The following is a 17,526-nucleotide window of genomic DNA, read 5'->3' on the forward strand; positions in this document are numbered from 1 at the left end:
TCCGCCCACGCTCGCACCGGTCCGCCCGCATGGCACGGCCGGCAAGCGAGGCGCCCAGGAGGATCCCATGCTCGACGCGTTCGACCTGCCCAACCTGACCAGCCTGCCGCGCAGCAGCGCGCTGGCCTTCGATCAAGCCACGCCGCCGGCTCGGCGCCTGCTGCAGATGGTCGACGAACTCGACTACGGGATCGTGCTGCTCAACGACGAAGGCCTGGTGTGCCAGGCCAACCGCGCGGCGCGCCGCGAGCTCGATGCCCAGCATCCGCTGCTGCTGATCGGCAACGAGCTGCGCGCCCGCCATCCGCACGACCTGCTGTCCCTGCGCGACGCGCTCACCGGCGCCGCGCAGCGCGGGCTGCGCCGGCTGCTGTGCCTGGGCAGCGACGAACTGCGCGTGACGCTGGCCGTCGTGCCGCTGGCCGCGCTGCCGGGCGAAGCGGGGCGCTGCGTGATGCTGGTGCTCGGCAAGCGCCAGGTCTGCGAGGAGCTGACGGTGGAATGGTTCGCCCGCGCGCATGGCCTGACGCTGGCCGAAACCGCCGTCGTCAAGGGCTTGTGCGCCGACCTGACGCCGCACGAGATCGCGCTGCGGCAGGGCGTCGGCCTGGCGACGATCCGCACGCAGATCGGCAGCGTGCGCGCGAAGACGCGCTCGCCCAGCATCCGCGCGCTGGTGCGCCAGGTGGCGATGCTGCCGCCGCTGGTCAGTGCGCTGCAGGGCCTGGCGCCCTTGCCGGCACCGCGGCCGCTGCGGCCGGCATTGGATCGGCCACAGCGCGAGCAGCGCACGGCGCTGGCCGCCTGACCGGCGTGGCGCCCCGGGCCCGGCGCGCCGCGCCGGGTCCGTCACCGTGGGTGCATTAGCATCGCGCGGTGCCGCAGCCCCAGCCCGACGAACTGCCCCCGATGAGCGATGCGCTGACCGCGTTGGCCAAGCGGGGCGAGCTGCGCCGTTATCGCCGCGGCACCGTGCTGATCCACGAGGGCGACATCGGCGAGACGATCTTCATCATCGTCTCCGGCCGGCTGCGCGCCTTCAGTGTCGGCGACAAGGAACGCGAGATCACCTATGGCGTCTACGGCCCCGGCGAGTACCTGGGCGAGATGAGCCTGGACGGCGGCCGCCGCTCGGCCAGCGTGATCACGCTCGAAGCCAGCACCTGCGCGGTGGTCACGCGGCGCACGCTGGAGGCCTTCATCGCCGAACGGCCGGCGTTCGCCTTCGAGCTGCTGTCCAAGGTGATCCGGCGTGCCCGCTCGGCGACGCTGAGCGCGCGCCAGATGGCGTTGAACGACGTCTACGGCCGCCTGAAGCAGCTGCTCGAATCGCTGGCCCCGACGGCAGGGCCGGACGGCCGCCGCGTGCTGCTGGAGCGGTTGACGCACCAGGAGATGGCCAACCGCCTCGGCTGCTCGCGCGAGATGGTCAGCCGGCTGGTGAAGGACCTGGAGCGCGGCGGCTTCGTCGAGCCGCTCGGCGCCGGAGGCATGGCCCTCGCGCGCGCGCTGCCTGGAAAGTGGTGAGCCTTCAGCGTCACTTCTTCGGCTGAGCGCTCGCCGGCGCCGGCGGTCCGAAGCGCTCGCCCGGCTTCGCCGCCTGCCGGTACACCGGCTCGACGCGCGGCATGCGCGCCTCGATCTCCGCGATGCGCGCTTCGCCCGACGGGTGGGTCGACAGCCATTGCGGCGGCGCGCCCTTGCTCGCCGACATCATCTTCTGCCACAGCGTGACGCCGGCGCGCGGGTTGTAGCCGGCCTGCGAGGCCATCATCAGGCCCAGCGCGTCGGCTTCCGATTCGTCATCGCGCGAGAAGCGCAGCGTCAGCAACTGGCCGCCCATGTCGGCCATCATGCGGCCGGCGTTGCCGAGGCCGAACAGCGCCGCGCCGATCTCGATCGCGCCGCGCGTGGCCATCGTCTTGCCCATGCGCTCGCGGGCATGCTCGAGCAGTGCATGAGCGACCTCGTGGCCCATGATCATCGCCACCTCGTCGTCGCTCAGCTGCAGCTTGGCGAGGATGCCGTAGTAGAAGGCGATCTTGCCGCCGGGCATGCAGAAGGCGTTGAGGTCCTGCGAGCCGATCAGGTTGACCTCCCACTTCCAGTCCGCCGCGCGCGGATTGCAGGTCGTCGTGAAGGGCACGATGCGATCGGCGATGTAGCGCAGGCGGCGCACCTGCGGATGGTCCACCGGCCCCAGCGCGCGCTGGCTGCCGGCCTGGTTCAGCATGCTGCGGTACTGCTGGCCGGCCGCCTTCTCGATCTGCTCGGCCGACACCACCTTCGTGAAACCGGAGCGCTGGCACTCGGCGGACAGGTCCTGCGCCAGCACCGCCGGGGCGGCCGTCGCCAGCACACCGGCGCCGAGCAGCGCACCGCCGAGGCGGCGGCGCGCATGCAGCGTGCAGCGGCAGTCGCGGGCATGCGCCACCATCGGCGGCACGGCGATCGAAGCGTCGGCGTTGAAGAGTTCGGTCATGGGCCTGCGATCCTAAGCGCTGGTGCGGGTTCCCCGTCTAGTCGTCGGCCGGTGCCTGGCCGGGCACCACCTCCAAGGCCCGCACCGGCAAGCGCAGGGCCCACAACATCCACAACGCCGGCAGCGCGAGCACCGTCGAGACGATGAAGAAGCTCGGCCAGCCGATCGATTCGGCCAGCACGCCGGCCAGCGGCCCGACCCACACGCGGCCGACCGACGCAAAGGCGCTCAGCAGCGCGAACTGCGTCGCGGTGAAGCGCTGCTGCGTCAGGCTCATCAGGAAGGCGAGGAAGGCTGCCGTGCCCATGCCACCCGACAGGTTCTCGAAGGTCACGACCATCAGCAGCGCGCCATCGACCTCGGTGGGCTGGCTGAGCGACACGATCCAGAAGTCGAAGGCCGGCATCGTCAGCGCGCCCAGGCTGCCCTTGCCCTGCGCCGCGAGCCACCAGAAACCGAGGTTGCTCGCCGCCTGCAGCACGCCGAACACCATCAGCGCGCGCCACAGCCCGAGCTTGAGCATCAGCAGCCCGCCGAGCAGCGCGCCGCCGATCGTCAGCCACAGCCCGATCACCTTGTTGACGACACCGACCTCGGCCGAGCTGAAGGCCATCGCCTTCAGCAGGAACGGCGTCATCAGTGCGCCGGCGAAGGCGTCGCCCAGCTTGTAGAGCACGATGAAGAGCAGGAAAGCCGCCGCGCCGCGCTGGGAGAAATAGCCGCGCAGGCCGCCGATCAGCGTGTCGAAGCGCGCGCGCCGCGCCGCCCAGCCGGCCAGCGGCAGCGTGAAGGCGATGCCCAGCAGCAGCGCGAGCAGGTCGACCCAGCGCGTTTTCAGCGCGGCACTCAGCGTGCTGCCCTCGAGCCACGGCGCGAGCAGCAGGCCGGCCAGCGGCGTCAGCAGGTGCAGCGTGACGAGGTAGCCGGTCGCCGCGGCGAGCATCACCGCGACGAAGCCGATCAGGTCGTTGCGCGCGACGCTGGTCGGTGCCTCCGGCAGCGGCAGGCGCGGCAGCACCAGCGCCGAGAAGACCGCGGCGCCGACCATCAGCACGGCCATCAGCCGATACACCTCGGGCCAGGTCCAGCCGCTGCCGGTCACCGCATCGGTCCAGATCAGCGCGATGCCGCCGGACAGAATCATCGCCAGCCGGTAGCCCATCACCTTCAGCGACGAGCCCAGGCCCCGCTCGGCCGGCGGCAACAGGTCGGTCGTGAAGGCATCGATGACCACGTCCTGCGAGGCCGAGACGAAGGCGATCACCACGCCGAGCAGCGCAAAGAGCTGCAGCGCGCCCTTGGGCGGCGTCGCCGCCAGCAGCCACAGCAGCCCGGCCAGCACCAGCTGCGTCAGCACCAGCCAGCCGCGGCGCCGGCCCCAGCGCGGCCACAGCTCGAAGCGGTCCATCAGCGGCGCCCACAGGAACTTGAAGGTGTAGGGCAGGCCGACCAGGCTCAGGAAGCCGATCGTCGCGATGTCCAGCCCTTCGATCGACAGCCAGGCCTGCATCGCCTGGCCGGTCAGCGCCAGCGGCAGCCCGGAGGCGAAGCCGAGCACCGCGGTGACGAAGAGGCGATAGCTCGCGGCCAGGCGCGGATGCGGCAGGGGCCGGCGAAGGTGGGGATCGAGGGGGGTCGTCATGCGCGGCGCCATTGTCGTGGCACCGGCCTGGGCGTCATGATGGACGCATGAAGCTCATCTCCTGCACCGAAGCCGAGCACGCCGCGGCGATCCTGGCGATCTTCAACGAGGCGATCGCCAATTCGACCGCGCTGTACGACTACCGGCCGCGCGCGCCCGAGTCGATGGGGCCGTGGTTCGCGACCAAGCGGGCCAATGGCTTCCCGGTCATCGGTGCCGTGGACGACGCAGGCACGCTGCTCGGCTTCGCCAGCTACGGCACGTTCCGCGCCTGGCCGGCCTACAAGTACTCGGTCGAACACTCGATCTACATCCATGCCGATCACCGCGGCCACGGCCTCGGCCGCGTGCTGCTGCAGGCGCTGGTCGACGCCGCCGGCGAGCGCGACGTGCACGTGATGGTCGGCGGCATCGATGCGCGCAACGACGCCAGCATCGCGCTGCACGAGAAGCTGGGCTTCCAGCACGCCGGCACGATCCGCGAGGCCGGCTTCAAGTTCGGCCGCTGGCTCGACCTGGCCTTCTACCAGCGCACGCTCACGACGCCGCTGCAGCCGGTCGACGGCTGAAGCCTCACGTGCCGGGGCGCGGCCGCGGCGCCGGCAGCTCGGCCTCGATCTGCAGGTAGGCCGCCTGGCCCAGCGCCAGCAGCCGCTCGCGCGGCAGCTTGCCGACCAGCGCGCAGCCGAAACCTTCCTCGGCCCAGAAGAACATGTCGAGCTCGCCTTCGCGCTGGAAGCGGAATGCCGTGTGCGTGCCCGGCTCGGGCCGGCGCAGGTAGACGGTGACGCGCTCGCCGGCGGCGTTCTGGTACATCAGCTGCGCGCTCGGCCCCGCCACGTCGGGCAGCAGGCGGCCGCCGACGAGCTCGAAGCCCTGGGCGCGCAGGTCGAACAGCTTGACCGGCATCTGCAGACGCTTGGACAGCCAGCGCGCCAGATGCTGCTCCTGCGCACGCTGGGCCGCGGCGTCGCCCTGCGTGACGTCAACCTCGACCGGATGGCGCAGCTCGGGCGCATACACCGCGTGGGCAATGGCGGCGCGCTGCGTCCAGCTGGCCGTGGCAGGACTGGGCGCCTCGACGGCCGTCAGCGTGGTCATCGACGGTTTGAGCAGCCAAGTGGTGCCGGCGCCGAGCAGTGCGCCACCGACCAGCAGGCCGGCCACCAGTGCCGCGCGCAGCATCAGCCCACCGCGGCGCCCGGACGCCTGCACCAGGCGCTGCAAACCGGCGGGGACCGGCTCGTCGGCCAGCGGGCCGAAGCGTGCGCGCAGTGCGCTGCGGTCGGCAGCCCACAGCCGCACGCGCGCCGCGTCGTCGGGGTGCTCGTGCAGCCAGGTCTCGACGGCAGCGTGCGTCGCGGCGTCGAGCTCGCCGTCGAGCCAGGCCGACAGCTGCTCGTCGTCAGGATGAAAGGGCCGCTCGTTCGTCATCGCTTCAAACCACCCGCCGCAGCGTGCGCACCGGCTCGGCGCGCCCGTCCAGCCATTGACGCAGCACCGCGCGGCCGCGCGAGACGCGGGACATCACGGTGCCGATCGGAATGCCGAGCGCCTCGGCGCATTCGGCATAGGTCAGCTGTTCGACGCTGACCAGCAGCAGCGGTTCGCGCTGCTCCGGCGTCAGCCGTGCCAGCGCGGCGCCCAGGTCGAGTCGCAGGCCGACGTCGACGCCGGGATCGCTGGCCGTCAGCTCCTGCTGCGCCTGCAGGCGCGCCGGCTCCAGCACGGTGAAGCGGGCATCGCGCCGGCGGCCATCGAGAAAGGCGTTGTGGGCGATCGACAGCAGCCACAGCAGCATGTCGCGGCGCTGGTCGAACTGGTGCCAGTGGGCGAGCGCGCGCTCCAGCGTGCCCTGCACCAGGTCATCGGCGGCCGCGGCGTCGAAGACCAGCGAGCGCGCGTAACGCCGCAGCCGCGGGATCGCGGCGAGCAGTTGCTGGCGGAAGCAGTCCGGGGCGTGCACCGAGGGGATACGGCACGGAAAGCCCCATTATTCCGGCGCCCAGTGCGCCGGGCGGCGCTGCGCGCTTTAGCGCGCCAGGAACAGCTGCTGCAGCGCCTGCCTGCAGGCCGCCCAGCCGTGCAGCGGGGCGGGGACCTGGGGCGGTGCCGGTGGCGTCCAGCGCTGCAGCAGCCGCAGCGGCGGCGGGGCATCGGCGGCGGCGGCGACGCCAGCGGGCAGTCGCATGTCCATCGGTTTTCTCCAACGCCCGCGGCGGGACGCCGGGCGGTCAGGCACTGTAGAACCGTCGATCCACGCACACAACGCCCGGAAGCGCACCACGACTTTGCAAACTTGCACTGAACTAGGATACTCGCCGGCATGGATGAACTCGATTGGAGCGACCTGCGCTATGCACTGGCGGTCGGCGCGTCGGGCGGTCTGGCGGCGGCGGCGCGCCAGCTCGGGGTCAACCACACCACCGTGTTGCGCCGGCTCGATGCGTTGGAGGAGCGCCTGGGCGCACGGCTGTTCGAGCGCACGCGAAGTGGTTACCAACCCACCGAGGCCGGGGCGCTGGTCCTCGAACAGGCGCGGCGGATGGCCGATCGCGCCGAGGAGATCGAGCGCCAGGTGCTCGGCCGCGACCGCGCGCTAACCGGCCTGCTGCGCCTGACGACCGCCTTCGTCGTGATGGAGCACCTGCTGCCGCAGCCGCTGGCCGATTTCGCGCGCGCCTACCCGGGCATCGAGGTCGAGGTGGTCGAGAACGCGGTGCTGGTCGACCTGTCGCGCCGGCGCACGGCCGACGAGTCACCGGCCTGGATGCGGCGCGAGGCGGACGTCGCGGTGCGGCTGTCGGCGCAGGTGGCCGAGCACCTGGTCGGCCGGCCGCTCGGGCTGACGCAATGCTGCGTCTACGCACGCCGCGGCGCGCCGGGGCTGCCGCAGGCGGTCGAGCCGCTGGCGGCGCTGATCCGCGACGCGCCGTGGGTGGCCTTCGAGCGCGACATGCAAAGCCGCGTCTACGACCAGTGGATGAAGCGGCAGCTGGCGCAGGCGCGCGTGCGGCTGCGCGTCGACATCTTCAACGCCGTCGCCGCGATGCTGCACACCGGCATCGGCGTCGGGCTGCTGCCGACCTTCATGCAGGCGCGCCATCCGGAGCTGGTCGCGGTGTCGGAGCCGATCCCCGAGCTGGCGGTGCCGGTGTGGATGCTGACGCACCCGGATCTGCGCCAGACGGCGCGTGTGCGGGCGTTCATGCAGGACGTCGGCGACGGGATTGCTGCCCGCCTCGATCCGCTGCCCTGAATCCGGATCAGTAGCCGCGGCCGCGGTCGACCGCGTTCGGCAACGGCCGCCCGGCCTGCAGGCAGCGCAAGCCCGCGACGAACTGCCGCGCGACGGTCTCGTGCGACGGCTGCGCCGCGATGTGCGGGGTGATCGTGATGCCGGGCACGCCCCACAGCGGATCGTCGGCCGGCAGCGGTTCGTGCTGCTGCACGTCGAGCGCGGCGCCAGCCAGGTGGCCGGATTGCACCGCGGCGATCAGGTCGGTCTCGACGATATGGCCGCCGCGCGCGACGTTGATCAGATAGGCGCCGCGCGGCATCGCGGCGAAGGCTGCGGCATCGAGCAGGCCGCTGGTTTCGGGCGTTAGCGGCAAGGCGATCACGACGATCTGGCAGCGCCCGAGCAGCGCGTGCAGCGCGCCGCTGTCGCGGCGCCACGGCGCGACCTCGAAGCCCAGTGCCTGCAGTGGCGCGGCGGCTGCGCGGCCGACCTCGCCCCAGCCGAGCATGCCGATGCGGTGCCGCGCCGCCGGCAGCGGGTGGCGCGTCCAGCGGCGCTCCATCTGCTGCGCCTCGTACAGCGGCAGCGTGCGCGCGTGGCGCAGGCACATCAGCGCGACGTATTGCGAAATGCCGAGCGCCTGCTCCGGATCGACGACGCGCGACATCGGCACCCCCGGCGCCAGGTCGGGCACCAGCAGCTTCTCGACGCCGGCGGCCATCGAGCAGACCCAGCGCAGCCGCGTCAGGCGCCCGGCAAGGCCCGGCGGCAGGCGCCAGCCGAGCACGACATCGATCGCGGCGAGCTGCGCGTCGTCGAGCGCGCGGTGGTCGGTCAGCAGCGTGAGCTCCGGCGCGGCGGCCTGCACCACCGCGGCCAGCGCGGCCGACTGCGCCGGATCCGGCGTCAACAGCAGCACCGTCGTGGTCATCGGCCCTCGACGTCGAGGTAGTGGTAGATGTCGCGCATGAACGGGTGGCGCCAGTAGTTGAGCAGCCACGGCTGCAGCAGATCGGCCTGCAGCCGGTGGCCGTGCACTTTATACGGCATGTAGGCGACCAGCAGATTCTTGGCCTCGTGCATCAGCGCGATCCGCTCGGGGCCGTCGGGCAGCCGGCGCTGGCGCTCGTAGAGGCGGTCGAAGGCGGGCAGCGCGAAGCGTGCGTCGTTCGATTCGTTGGCGTTCGGGCCGTACGCAATGCCGAGGAAGAAGCCGCCATCCGGCGACGCGGCGCTCCAGGCATAACCCCAGATCTGCAGGGCGCCGGCACGCGAGCGCTTGAGCATCTCGGCCCAGCCGGCGATCTCGAACTCGACGCGCACGCCGATGCGCTTGAGCGAGCGGTACCAGACCTCGTTGCCGTCGCGCGCGGCCTGGTTCTGCAGCGCCGCGATGCGCAGCGTCAGCGGCCGGCCATCGGGCAGCTCGCGCCAGCCATCGCCGTCGCGGTCGAGGTAGCCGTAGAGATCGAGCAGCGCGCGCGCCTTCGCCGGGTCGTGCTCGCTCATCTCGCTGCGGTAGGCCTCGTCGAAGCCCGAGGTGAAGGGCACGACCACCGACTGCGCGGGCACCGCCAGCCCGCCGCGCACCAGGCGGATCCACTGCGCGCCATCGTGCGCCAGCGCGATCGCGCGCCGCAGCGCCACCTTCTCGGGCGCATTGCCGCCGACGATCCGGTCGTCGCCGTTGAAGAAGCTCATGCTCATGTCCGCCGCCTGGCTCAGGTCGAGCCGGATGCCCTTCTTGCGCAGGAACGGCGCGAGCTGGCCGTTCGGCACCGCCAGCGTGCCGAAGCTGCCGGGCACCTCGATCGTGTCCAGTTGCCCGCCGAGGAAGGACAGCCACATCGGCTGCTGCTCCTCGATGATCTGGAACTCGATGCGGTCGACGCAGGGCAGGCGTCGGCCGGCGAGGCGCCGGGCGATGGCCTGCGCGAGTGGATCGTCGGCCGGCTCGCCGCTGTAGGGGTCGCCGCGGAAGCTCGGCGAACGCTCGAGCACCAGCCGCGAGCCGCGGCGCCAGGTCGTCAGCCGGAACGGGCCGGTGCCGACCGGGTGCGTGCCGATGTCGTTGCCGTAGCGCTCGACCACCTCGCGCGCGACCGCGCCGGTCAAGTACGGATGGGCCAGGTTGTAGATGAAGCGCGGCACCGGTTCGGCAAAGCGCAGCCGAAAGGTGTAGCGGTCGAGCACCTGCGCGCCTTCGACCTCGCGGTCGTAGTCGAAGGGCTTGCGCGTGGCGATCGCCGCGCGGCGCAGCTCGGACAGGCCGAGCAGCTTGGACTCCTCGAACAAATACAGGTCGCTCGAATTCCAGCGCGGGTCGTAGAAGCGCTTGATCGAATAGACGTAGTCGGCGGCGGTCAGCTCGCGCGGCTTGCCGCCGAAGGCCGGGTCGTCGGAGAACAGGATGCCGGGGCGGATGCGCAGCGTGATCTGCTTGCTGTCGGGCGTGATCTCCGGCATCGCCGCGGCGGTGGCCGGCTGCAGCCGCGGCGGCCGCGCGAGGTAGTCGAAGCGCAGCGGCGCTTCGAGGATGCAGGCCAGCAGCTGGAAGGTGTAGCGGCTGCTCTCGGTCTGCGGCGGGTCGAGCTGCGTTTCGGTGGCGGCGAGCGCCAGGTGCAAAGTCTTCGGGCCGCCTGCCGCGGACTGCGGGGCCGCAGCGCTGCCGATCGGAACCGCGGCAGCGCTGGCGATCAGGTCTCGACGGCGCAGCATCGGGCCGGTCAATGCGGCTTGCGCTTGCTGTCGTCGATATCGACGAAGTGCCACCACTCGTACCAGAACAGCGGCCGGCGGAAACCGATCACCCACGGATGCCAGACATCGGCCTCGAGCCGATGCACGTGGAACTTCCACGGCATGTAGGCCACGGCAAGCCGCTTGGCCTCGAGGAACAGTGCTTCGCGCTCGGGCCCGTCAGGCAGCTGCTGCATGCGTTCGTAGAGGCGGTCGAAGGCCGGCAGCTTGAAGCGCGACATGTTCTGGCTGCCGGTCTCCGGGCCGTACAGCCGCGCCAGCGCCTGCTGGCCGTCGGGCGACGTGGCCGACGAGCCGAGCTGCCACATCATCAGCTTGCCGGCGCGCGCGGCCTTCAGGTTCTCGGGCCATTCGCCGGTGACGAAGCGAATGCGCAAGCCGACCTTGTCCATCGCCTTCTTCCACAGCTCGTCGAAGGTGCGGTTGCGTTGCTCCGGCTGGGTGGCCATCTCCAGCTGCAATGCGCTGCCGTCGGGCAGCTCGCGCCAGCCATCGGCGTCGCGATCCAGGTAGCCGTAGAGGTCGAGCAGCGCGCGCGCCCGCGCCGGGTCGAAGTCACTCATCTCGCTCTTGAAGGCCGGGTCGTAGCCGGAGGTGTGCGGCACGACCGGCGACTGCGCCGGCACCGCGGCGCCGCGGCGGGCCAGCTGGATCTCGCGCCTGACGTCGTAGGCCAGCGAGATCGCGCGGCGCAGAGCGACCTTCTCCGGCGCGTAGCCGCCGATCAGCGGGTGCTCCATGTTGAAGAACGTCAGGCCGCTGTCGGCATTGACGTTGAGCTTGCCGATGATGCCCTGCTTGGCGAGGTTGGGCGCCAGCTTGCCCCGGGGCATGGCGATGCCGAAGAAATCAGACGGCACCGCATTGGCCTGCGGTGCGAGCAGATCGACCTGGCCGTTCAGGAAGCTCAGCCAGCGCGGTTGGCTCTCGTTGATGATCGCAACGTGCACCTCGTCGACCAGCGGCAGGCGGCGGCCCTTGAACTGCTGGAGCAGCGCTTGGGCCTCGGCGTCGTCGGCGGCCGGCTCGCCGTCATAGAGCTCTTCGCGGAACTGCGGGTTGCGTTCGAGCACGATCAGCGAGCTGCGCCGCCATTGCTTGAGCCGGAACGGCCCGGTGCCGACCGGGTGCGCATCGATCTCGCTCCCGTAGTGCTCGACCACCTCGCGCGCGACGGCACCGAACAGGTCGGGCGCGGCCAGCGTCTCGATCAGCCGCGGCCGCGGCGTTTCGAGCGTGAAGCGCACTGTGTAGCGGTCGAGCGCCTTCATGCCCTCGACCTCACGGTCGTAGTCGAAGGGCTTCTTCTGCTCGATCGCATCGTCGCGCAGCGCCTTCAGGCCGACGAACCCGGTCGACAGCATGCCACCGACCACCGGGCTCTTGACCGCCGGGTCGAAGATGCGCTTCATCGAATAGACGACATCCTGCGCCACCAGCTCGCGCGGCTGGCCCTTGAACGCCGGGTCGTCGGCGAAGCGGATGCCGCGCCGCAGCTTGACGGTCCAGACCTTGAAGTCGGGCGAAACCTCCGGCATGCCATCGGCCAAGTTCGGCTTGATCCTGTAGGGCCGCGCCAGATGGTCGTAGCGGTACGGCGCCTCGAAGATGTGGGCCGTGAGCGCGCGCGAATAGCTGTCGACGATCTTCGCCGGATCGAGGCTGGTCTCGGCGGCGGCGAAGGCGACGCGCAGGATCTTCGGGCCCGGCGCGGCAGCGGCCTCGCCCGCGTTCGCGGCCGCTGCGCCGAGCACAGCGAGCAGCGCGAGCATCAGTCGTCGCATGGTGTCGATCATGGCCTGCGTTTGCTCTCGTCGATGTCGACCAGGTGCCACCACTCGTTCCAGAACACCGGCCGGCGGTAGCCCAGCACCTGCGGATGGACCAGGTCGCCTTCGAGGCGGTGCACATGGTTCTTCCACGGCATGTACGCGACGGCCAGGCGCTTGGCCTCGAGAAACAGCGCGTCGCGTTCGGGCCCGTCGGGCAGCTGCTGCATGCGCTCGTAGATGCGATCGAACGCCGGCAGATTGAAGCGCGCGAGGTTCTGGCTGCCGGCCTCGGGGCCGTACAGCCGCGCCAGCGCGCCCTGGCCGTCGGGCTTGTCGGCCGAGGACCCGAGCTGCCACATCATCAGCTTGCCGGCGCGTGCGGCCTTCAGGTTCTCGGGCCATTGCGCGGTGACGAAGCGCATGCGCAGGCCGATGGCATCCATCGCCTTCTTCCACAGCTCGTCGTAGGCGCGGTAGATCTGGTCGGGCTGGGTCGACATCTCCAGCAGCAGCGGGCTGCCGTCGGGCTGTTCGCGCCAGCCGTCGCCATCACGGTCGACGTAACCGTACATGTCGAGCAGGGCCTTGGCGCGCGCCGGGTCGTAGTCGCCCATCTCGCTCTTGAACGCCGGGTCGTAGCCGCTGGTGTGCGGCACCACCGGCGATTGCGCGGGCACCGCGGCGCCACGGCGCACCAGGCGGATCTCGCGCCGGACGTCGAAGCCGAGCGAGACCGCGCGCCGCAGCGCGATCCGCTCCGGCGTGTAGCCGCCGACGACCGGATGCTCCATGTTGAAGTACGACAGGCCGGTGTCGGGATTGACGGTGAGCCCGCCGCGGATGCCGCGCCGCGCCAGGTTCGGTGCCACCTGGCCGTTGGGCAGGGCCAGGTTGATGAAGTCCGAGGGCACCGGATTGCTCAGCGTCGCCAGCGTGTCGATCTGGCCGTTGAGGAAGGCCAGCCAGCGCGGCTGGCTCTCCTGGATGATCGAGATCTGCACCTCGTCGACCATCGGCAGGCGCTGTCCCTTGAACCGGGCGAGCAGCGCCTGGCCTTCGGCGTCGCCGGGCGCGGGCTCGCCGTCGTAGTGGACCTCGCGGTAGTCGGGGCTGCGCTCGAGCACGATCAGCGAGCTGCGCCGCCACTGCTTGAGCCGGAAGGGCCCGGTGCCGACCGGGTGGCCATCGATCTCCGTGCCGTAGAACTCGACGACCTCGCGCGCCACCGCGCCATAGAGGTCGGACTGCGCCAGCACCTCCAAAAGGCGCGGCCGCGGCGCTTCGAGCGTGAAACGCAGCGTGTGGCGGTCGAGCGCCTGCAGGCCTGCCACCGGCCGGTCGTAGTCGAACGGCTTCTTGTCGCGCAGCGCCTCGTCGCGCAGGGCCTTCAGGCCGACGAATCCGACCGACTGCACTTCGCCGAATCCGGCCGCTTTGGTGGCGGGGTCGAAGACGCGCTTGAAGGGGTAGATGAAGTCCTCGGCAACCACCTCGCGGCGCCGGCCCTTGAAGGCCGGGTCGTCGGCGAAGTAGATGCCGCGCCGGACCTTGATGGTCCAGGTCTTGAAGTCGGCGGACACCTCGGGCATGCCCTCGGCGAGCAGCGGCTTGAGCTTCGCCGGCCGCGCCAGGTGGTCGTAGTGGTACAGCGCCTCGAAGATGTGCGGGGTGACGGTGCGCGAGTACAGGTCGCTCACCTTCACCGGATCGAAGCTCGTCTCCGAAGAGCGGAATGCCAGGCGCAGGATCTTGCGGCCGCCGTCGCCGGCCACGGCCTGGCCGGCGGGGCTGACGGCGGCCAGCGCGAGCAGCAGGCGGCGGGTGGCGTCCAACGGTCTTCCCCTGCTCAGCGCGCCGGGCGCTTGCTGTCGTCGATGTCGACCATGTGCCACCAGTCCTGCCAGAAGATGGGCTTCTTGTAGCCCACCAGCCAGGGGTGGCGCAGCTCGCATTCCATGCGGTGCACGCGGTGCTTCAGCGGCATGTACGCGGCGCCGATGCGCTTGACCTCGTCGAACAGCGCGCGACGCTCCTGGCCGTCGGGCAGCGCCTGGAGGCGCTCGTAGATCCGGTCCATCGCCGGCAGGCGGAAGCGCGCGTAGTTCTGGCTGCCGATCTCGCTGGTGACATAGCGCGCGACGGCGGTCTCGCCGTCCGGTGCGGCGGCCGAGAGACCGAACTGCCAGACCATGTACTTGCCGTTGCGCGCGGCCTTCAGGTTCTCGGGCCACTGGCCGACGATGAACTTGATGCGCAGGCCCAACGCGTTCATCGCCTTCTGCCACAGCTCGTCGAGGATGCGCGAGCGCTGCTCGGGCTGGGTCATCATCTCCAGCAGCAGCGGGCTGCCGTCGGGCTGCTCGCGCCAGCCGTCGCCATCGCGGTCGACGTAGCCGTACATGTCCAGCAGCGCCTTCGCGCGCGCCGGGTCGTAGTCGCTCGACTCGCACTTGAACGCCGCGTCGTAGCCCACGGTGTACGGCACCAGCGCGGACTGCGCCGGCACCGCCGCGCCTTTCCAGAAGGCATCGATCTCGCGCCGCACGTCGTAGCCAAGAGAGATCGCGCGCCGCAAGGCGACCTTCTCGGGCGTGTAGCCGCCGACCAGCGCGTGCTCCATGTTGAACATCGTCAGGTGCACGTCGGCATTGACGTTTTGGCGCCCGAGGATGCCGCGCTTGGCCAGGTTCGGCGCGAGCTTGCCATTGGGCATCGCGACGCCGACGAACTCCTGCGGCAGCGGGTTCGAATTCGTCGCCAGGGCATCGATGCGGCCGTTGAGGAAGGTCAGCCAGCGCGGCTGGCTCTCGAGGATGATCGAGATCTGCACCTCGTCGACCAGCGGCAGCTTGCGGCCCTTCAGCCGCGCGAGGATCGCCTGGCCCTCGGCATCGTCAGGCGCCGGTTCCGCATCCCAGCGCTCGTCGCGATAGTGCGGGTTACGCTCGAGCACGATCAGCGACGCGCGCCGCCACTGCTTCAGGCGAAAGGGCCCGGTGCCTACCGGATGCGCGTCGATCTCGTTGCCGTAGAACTCGACCACCTCGCGCGCCACCGCGCCCCACAGGTCCGGCGTGGCCAGCAACTCCAGTAGCCGCGGGCGCGGCTGCTCGGTCACGAAGCGCACGGTGTAGCGATCGAGCGCCCGCAGACCCTCGACGGGCCGGTCGTAGTCGAACGGCTTCTTGCGTTCGGTGGCGTCGTCGCGCAGCGCCTTCATGCCGACGAAGCCGTAGCCCAGCAAGGTGCCGATGGCCGGGCTCTTGTTGGCCGGGTCGTAGAAGCGCTTCATCGCGTAGACGAAGTCCTCGGCGACCAGCTCGCGCTTCACCCCGTTGAAGACCGGATCGTCGGCGAAGAAGATGCCGCGCCGCACCTTGACCGTCCAGACGCGGAAGTCCGGCGAGACTTCGGGCATGGCCTCGGCCAGGTTGGGCTTGATCTTCACCGGCCGCGCGAGGTGGTCGTACTTGTACAGTGCCTCGAAGATGTGCGGCGTCACCGTGCGCGAATACAGGTCGACCACCTTGGCCGGGTCGAGCCCACTCTCCGACGAGCTGAACGCCAGGTGCAGCACCTTCCTGCCGGCATCGGCCGGCACGGGCTGCGGGGCCGGACCGGCAAAGGCAGCGGCCACCGGCGCGCTGCCGATGCCGGTCATCAGCAGTCGACGCAGCGGGTTCACTTGGCAGTCCGCTTCTTCATCTCGTCCATGTCGACATCGACGTACTTCCAGAAGTCGCGCACGAAGATGTTGCGGTGGTAGCCCTTGACCCACGGATGCGTCATGTCGGTGAAGATGCGGTGCACGTGGACCTTGTACGGCATGTAGGCGACCATCAGCTTCTTCTGTTCGTCGATCAGCGCGCGGCGTTCGTCGCCATCGGGCAGCACGCGCTGCTGCTGATGCAGGCGGTTGTAGTCGGGCAGGTCGAAGCGCGCGTGATTGGCCTGGCCCTTGTTCGGCCCGTAGCCGAGCTCGAGAAAGGCATCGGCGTCAGGCACCGTCGCGCTCCAGCCGACGCCCCACATCATCAGCTTGCCGGCGCGCGAGGCCTTCAGCTGCTCCGGCCACTTGGCCAGCTTGAACTCGATGCGGATGCCGATTGCATCCATGTTCTTCTTCCACTGCTCGTTGAGCTGGCGGTTCTGCTGGTCCGGCTGCGAGGCGTATTCGAGCAGCAGCGGCGTGCCGTCGGGCAGGTCGCGCCAGCCGTCGCCGTCGCGGTCGATGTAGCCGTGCATGTCGAGCAGCGCGCGGGCGCGGGCGCGGCTGAATTCGCCCATCTCCGACTTGAAGGCGGCGTCGTAGCCCCAGGTGTTCGGGCCGACGTGCGATTGCGCGGGCACCGCCTGGCCGCGCCGCACCAATTGGATCTCGCGCTCGACATCCACCGCCAGCGCAATGGCGCGGCGCAGCGCGACCTTGTCCGGCGTGTAGCCGCCGACCACCGGATGCTCCATGCCGAAGTACGACACCGACACGTCGGCGCGCGGATAGCGTTCCATGTGGATGCCGTGCTTGGCGAGGTTCGGCGCCAGCTTGTTGTTCGGAATCGCGATCGTCGCGAACTCCGGCGGCAGCTCGTCGAGCATGTCGTGCCCGCCGTTCAGGAACGACAGCCAGCGCGGCTGGTTCTCCTCGATGATCGAGACCTCGATGCGATCGACCATCGGCAGCCGGCGGCCCTTGAAGGCCTTCGCCGCCGCCTGCAGGTCGGGCCGCTCGGCCGGCGGCTGCTCGTCGTAGTAGACCTCGCGGTAGCCGGGGTTGCGCTCCAGCACCATCTTCGACGAACGCACCCACTGCGTCAGCTTGAACGGCCCGGTGCCGACCGGATGCGCGCCGATCTTGTCGTCGTAGAGCTCGACCACCTCGCGCGCCATCGCACCGGTGAACGATCCGTCGGCCAGCAGGTACAGGAAGCGCGGCTGCGGCTCGCCGAAGCGGAACTGCAGCGTGTAGCGGTCCAGCGCGCGCAAGCCCTCGACCTCGCGGTCGTAGTCGAACGGCTTCTTCGCTGCCATCAGCTCCTTGCGCAGCTCGCTCAATCCCAGGATCTTGGCGTTCTCCAGCAGGTAGAGGTTGCCGCTCTTCCAGCGCGGGTCGTAATGGCGCTTGATCGCGTAGACGTAGTCCGCGGCGGTCAGCTCGCGCCGCTGGCCCTTGAAGGCCGGGTCGTCGGCGAAGTAGATGCCGGGCTGGATGCGGATGGTGATCGTCTTGAAATCGGCCGACACCTCGGGCATCGCCGCCGCCGTGGCCGGGCGCAGCTTGACCGGCCGCGCCATCCACGCGAACGCCAGCGGCGCCTCGAAGATGTTGGCCGACACGGTGCGCGAATACAGGTCGGTGATCTGCGCCGGATCGAACGCGGTCTCGGCGACGCGGAAGGCATAACGCAGTGTTTTCGGGGCCGCGGCCGGCGCCGGCGCATCGGCGGCCACGGCGGGCATGGCAGCGGACAAAAGCAGCATCAGACTCGTGGTCAGTGCCAGGAGCGAGGGGTGGCTCATCTCGGCGGGGGCACGCAAGCCCAGGGTACGGGCGGCGCGCGGACAGCGGGTGAAGATGGCGCCGAGTCTAAGGCGCCGGTCCGAGCGCCGCATCCCGATTAGCCCGGCCGTA

At 70.4% G+C, this 17,526-nt stretch carries 15 protein-coding genes; 4 read left to right on the forward strand and 11 right to left on the reverse strand.

Annotated features, from left to right (window positions below; all coding sequences use genetic code 11):
• Window positions 1–67: 67 nt before the first annotated feature.
• Together HLB44_RS19795 and HLB44_RS19800 are read left to right on the forward strand one after the other, a co-directional pair.
• A complete protein-coding gene (locus HLB44_RS19795) occupies window positions 68–808 on the forward strand; it encodes a helix-turn-helix transcriptional regulator (RefSeq protein ID WP_173125788.1) in 741 nt (246 codons plus the stop codon).
• A gap of 101 nt (window positions 809–909) precedes the next feature.
• Entirely contained in the window at window positions 910–1,527 is a 618-nt protein-coding gene (locus HLB44_RS19800; protein ID WP_173125790.1) for a Crp/Fnr family transcriptional regulator, read from the forward strand.
• A 10-nt stretch (window positions 1,528–1,537) separates the two neighbouring features.
• Here HLB44_RS19800 and HLB44_RS19805 read toward each other — a convergent pair whose 3' ends face one another.
• On the reverse strand, window positions 1,538–2,482 hold the full coding sequence (locus HLB44_RS19805; RefSeq protein WP_173125792.1) for a M48 family metallopeptidase: 945 nt from the start codon (window positions 2,480–2,482) through the stop codon (window positions 1,538–1,540).
• 37 nt (window positions 2,483–2,519) lie between these two features.
• Window positions 2,520–4,124: an AmpG family muropeptide MFS transporter gene (locus HLB44_RS19810; RefSeq protein WP_173125794.1), complete on the reverse strand. Its 1,605-nt coding sequence runs from the start codon at window positions 4,122–4,124 to the stop codon at window positions 2,520–2,522.
• Between the two features lie 47 nt (window positions 4,125–4,171).
• Here HLB44_RS19810 and HLB44_RS19815 point away from each other — a divergent pair, with 47 nt between their 5' ends.
• On the forward strand, window positions 4,172–4,693 hold the full coding sequence (locus tag HLB44_RS19815; protein ID WP_173125796.1) for a GNAT family N-acetyltransferase: 522 nt from the start codon (window positions 4,172–4,174) through the stop codon (window positions 4,691–4,693).
• Between the two features lie 4 nt (window positions 4,694–4,697).
• On the opposite strand, the gene HLB44_RS19820 is transcribed toward HLB44_RS19815, so the two are convergent.
• The 3 genes from HLB44_RS19820 to HLB44_RS19830 all read right to left on the reverse strand — a co-directional run bounded on the left by HLB44_RS19820 (window position 4,698) and on the right by HLB44_RS19830 (window position 6,321).
• Entirely contained in the window at window positions 4,698–5,558 is an 861-nt protein-coding gene (locus HLB44_RS19820; RefSeq protein ID WP_173125797.1) for an anti-sigma factor family protein, read from the reverse strand.
• 4 nt (window positions 5,559–5,562) lie between these two features.
• Window positions 5,563–6,090: a sigma-70 family RNA polymerase sigma factor gene (locus HLB44_RS19825; RefSeq protein ID WP_173125799.1), complete on the reverse strand. Its 528-nt coding sequence runs from the start codon at window positions 6,088–6,090 to the stop codon at window positions 5,563–5,565.
• 66 nt (window positions 6,091–6,156) lie between these two features.
• Window positions 6,157–6,321: a hypothetical protein gene (locus tag HLB44_RS19830; RefSeq protein ID WP_173125801.1), complete on the reverse strand. Its 165-nt coding sequence runs from the start codon at window positions 6,319–6,321 to the stop codon at window positions 6,157–6,159.
• Window positions 6,322–6,450: 129 nt separating this feature from the next.
• Here HLB44_RS19830 and HLB44_RS19835 point away from each other — a divergent pair, with 129 nt between their 5' ends.
• A complete protein-coding gene (locus HLB44_RS19835) occupies window positions 6,451–7,383 on the forward strand; it encodes a LysR family transcriptional regulator (RefSeq protein ID WP_173125803.1) in 933 nt (310 codons plus the stop codon).
• Between the two features lie 7 nt (window positions 7,384–7,390).
• On the opposite strand, the gene HLB44_RS19840 is transcribed toward HLB44_RS19835, so the two are convergent.
• From HLB44_RS19840 to HLB44_RS19865, 6 genes are read right to left on the reverse strand one after another with little or no spacing between them, the layout of a single operon-like run.
• Complete coding sequence (locus tag HLB44_RS19840) at window positions 7,391–8,296, reverse strand: NAD(P)-dependent oxidoreductase (protein ID WP_173125805.1); 906 nt, start codon at window positions 8,294–8,296, stop codon at window positions 7,391–7,393.
• Window positions 8,293–10,083 (reverse strand): ABC transporter substrate-binding protein, encoded by a 1,791-nt coding sequence (locus HLB44_RS19845; RefSeq protein WP_173125807.1) that lies wholly within the window; start codon window positions 10,081–10,083, stop codon window positions 8,293–8,295. The genes HLB44_RS19840 and HLB44_RS19845 overlap by 4 nt, the downstream gene beginning before the upstream one ends.
• Before the next feature lie 8 nt (window positions 10,084–10,091).
• Window positions 10,092–11,909: an ABC transporter substrate-binding protein gene (locus tag HLB44_RS19850; protein WP_173125809.1), complete on the reverse strand. Its 1,818-nt coding sequence runs from the start codon at window positions 11,907–11,909 to the stop codon at window positions 10,092–10,094.
• A gap of 8 nt (window positions 11,910–11,917) precedes the next feature.
• A complete protein-coding gene (locus HLB44_RS19855; protein ID WP_246312367.1) occupies window positions 11,918–13,729 on the reverse strand; it encodes an ABC transporter substrate-binding protein in 1,812 nt (603 codons plus the stop codon).
• Between the two features lie 14 nt (window positions 13,730–13,743).
• The gene (locus tag HLB44_RS19860; protein WP_343051419.1) at window positions 13,744–15,582 is read right to left on the reverse strand and encodes an ABC transporter substrate-binding protein; all 1,839 of its coding nucleotides are present in this window, start codon (window positions 15,580–15,582) and stop codon (window positions 13,744–13,746) included.
• A complete protein-coding gene (locus HLB44_RS19865) occupies window positions 15,579–17,354 on the reverse strand; it encodes an ABC transporter substrate-binding protein (RefSeq protein WP_246312368.1) in 1,776 nt (591 codons plus the stop codon). The genes HLB44_RS19860 and HLB44_RS19865 overlap by 4 nt, the downstream gene beginning before the upstream one ends.
• Window positions 17,355–17,526: the final 172 nt, after the last annotated feature.

Origin of the sequence: Pseudaquabacterium terrae, assembly GCF_013266755.1 — a bacterium.
Lineage (GTDB): Bacteria > Pseudomonadota > Gammaproteobacteria > Burkholderiales > Burkholderiaceae_C > Pseudaquabacterium > Pseudaquabacterium terrae.

Excerpts from the sequence above, each read along its gene's own strand:
- HLB44_RS19800 (WP_173125790.1), top strand. The coding sequence starts at position 910 with ATGAGCGATGCGCTGACCGCGTTGGCCAAGCGGGGCGAGCTGCGCCGT.
- HLB44_RS19795 (WP_173125788.1), top strand. The coding sequence starts at position 68 with ATGCTCGACGCGTTCGACCTGCCCAACCTGACCAGCCTGCCGCGCAGC.
- HLB44_RS19835 (WP_173125803.1), top strand. The coding sequence starts at position 6,451 with ATGGATGAACTCGATTGGAGCGACCTGCGCTATGCACTGGCGGTCGGC.
- HLB44_RS19815 (WP_173125796.1), top strand. The coding sequence starts at position 4,172 with ATGAAGCTCATCTCCTGCACCGAAGCCGAGCACGCCGCGGCGATCCTG.
- HLB44_RS19850 (WP_173125809.1), bottom strand. The coding sequence starts at position 11,909 with ATGCGACGACTGATGCTCGCGCTGCTCGCTGTGCTCGGCGCAGCGGCC.
- HLB44_RS19810 (WP_173125794.1), bottom strand. The coding sequence starts at position 4,124 with ATGACGACCCCCCTCGATCCCCACCTTCGCCGGCCCCTGCCGCATCCG.
- HLB44_RS19840 (WP_173125805.1), bottom strand. The coding sequence starts at position 8,296 with ATGACCACGACGGTGCTGCTGTTGACGCCGGATCCGGCGCAGTCGGCC.
- HLB44_RS19845 (WP_173125807.1), bottom strand. The coding sequence starts at position 10,083 with ATGCTGCGCCGTCGAGACCTGATCGCCAGCGCTGCCGCGGTTCCGATC.
- HLB44_RS19865 (WP_246312368.1), bottom strand. The coding sequence starts at position 17,354 with ATGCCCGCCGTGGCCGCCGATGCGCCGGCGCCGGCCGCGGCCCCGAAA.
- HLB44_RS19805 (WP_173125792.1), bottom strand. The coding sequence starts at position 2,482 with ATGACCGAACTCTTCAACGCCGACGCTTCGATCGCCGTGCCGCCGATG.
- HLB44_RS19820 (WP_173125797.1), bottom strand. The coding sequence starts at position 5,558 with ATGACGAACGAGCGGCCCTTTCATCCTGACGACGAGCAGCTGTCGGCC.
- HLB44_RS19830 (WP_173125801.1), bottom strand. The coding sequence starts at position 6,321 with ATGGACATGCGACTGCCCGCTGGCGTCGCCGCCGCCGCCGATGCCCCG.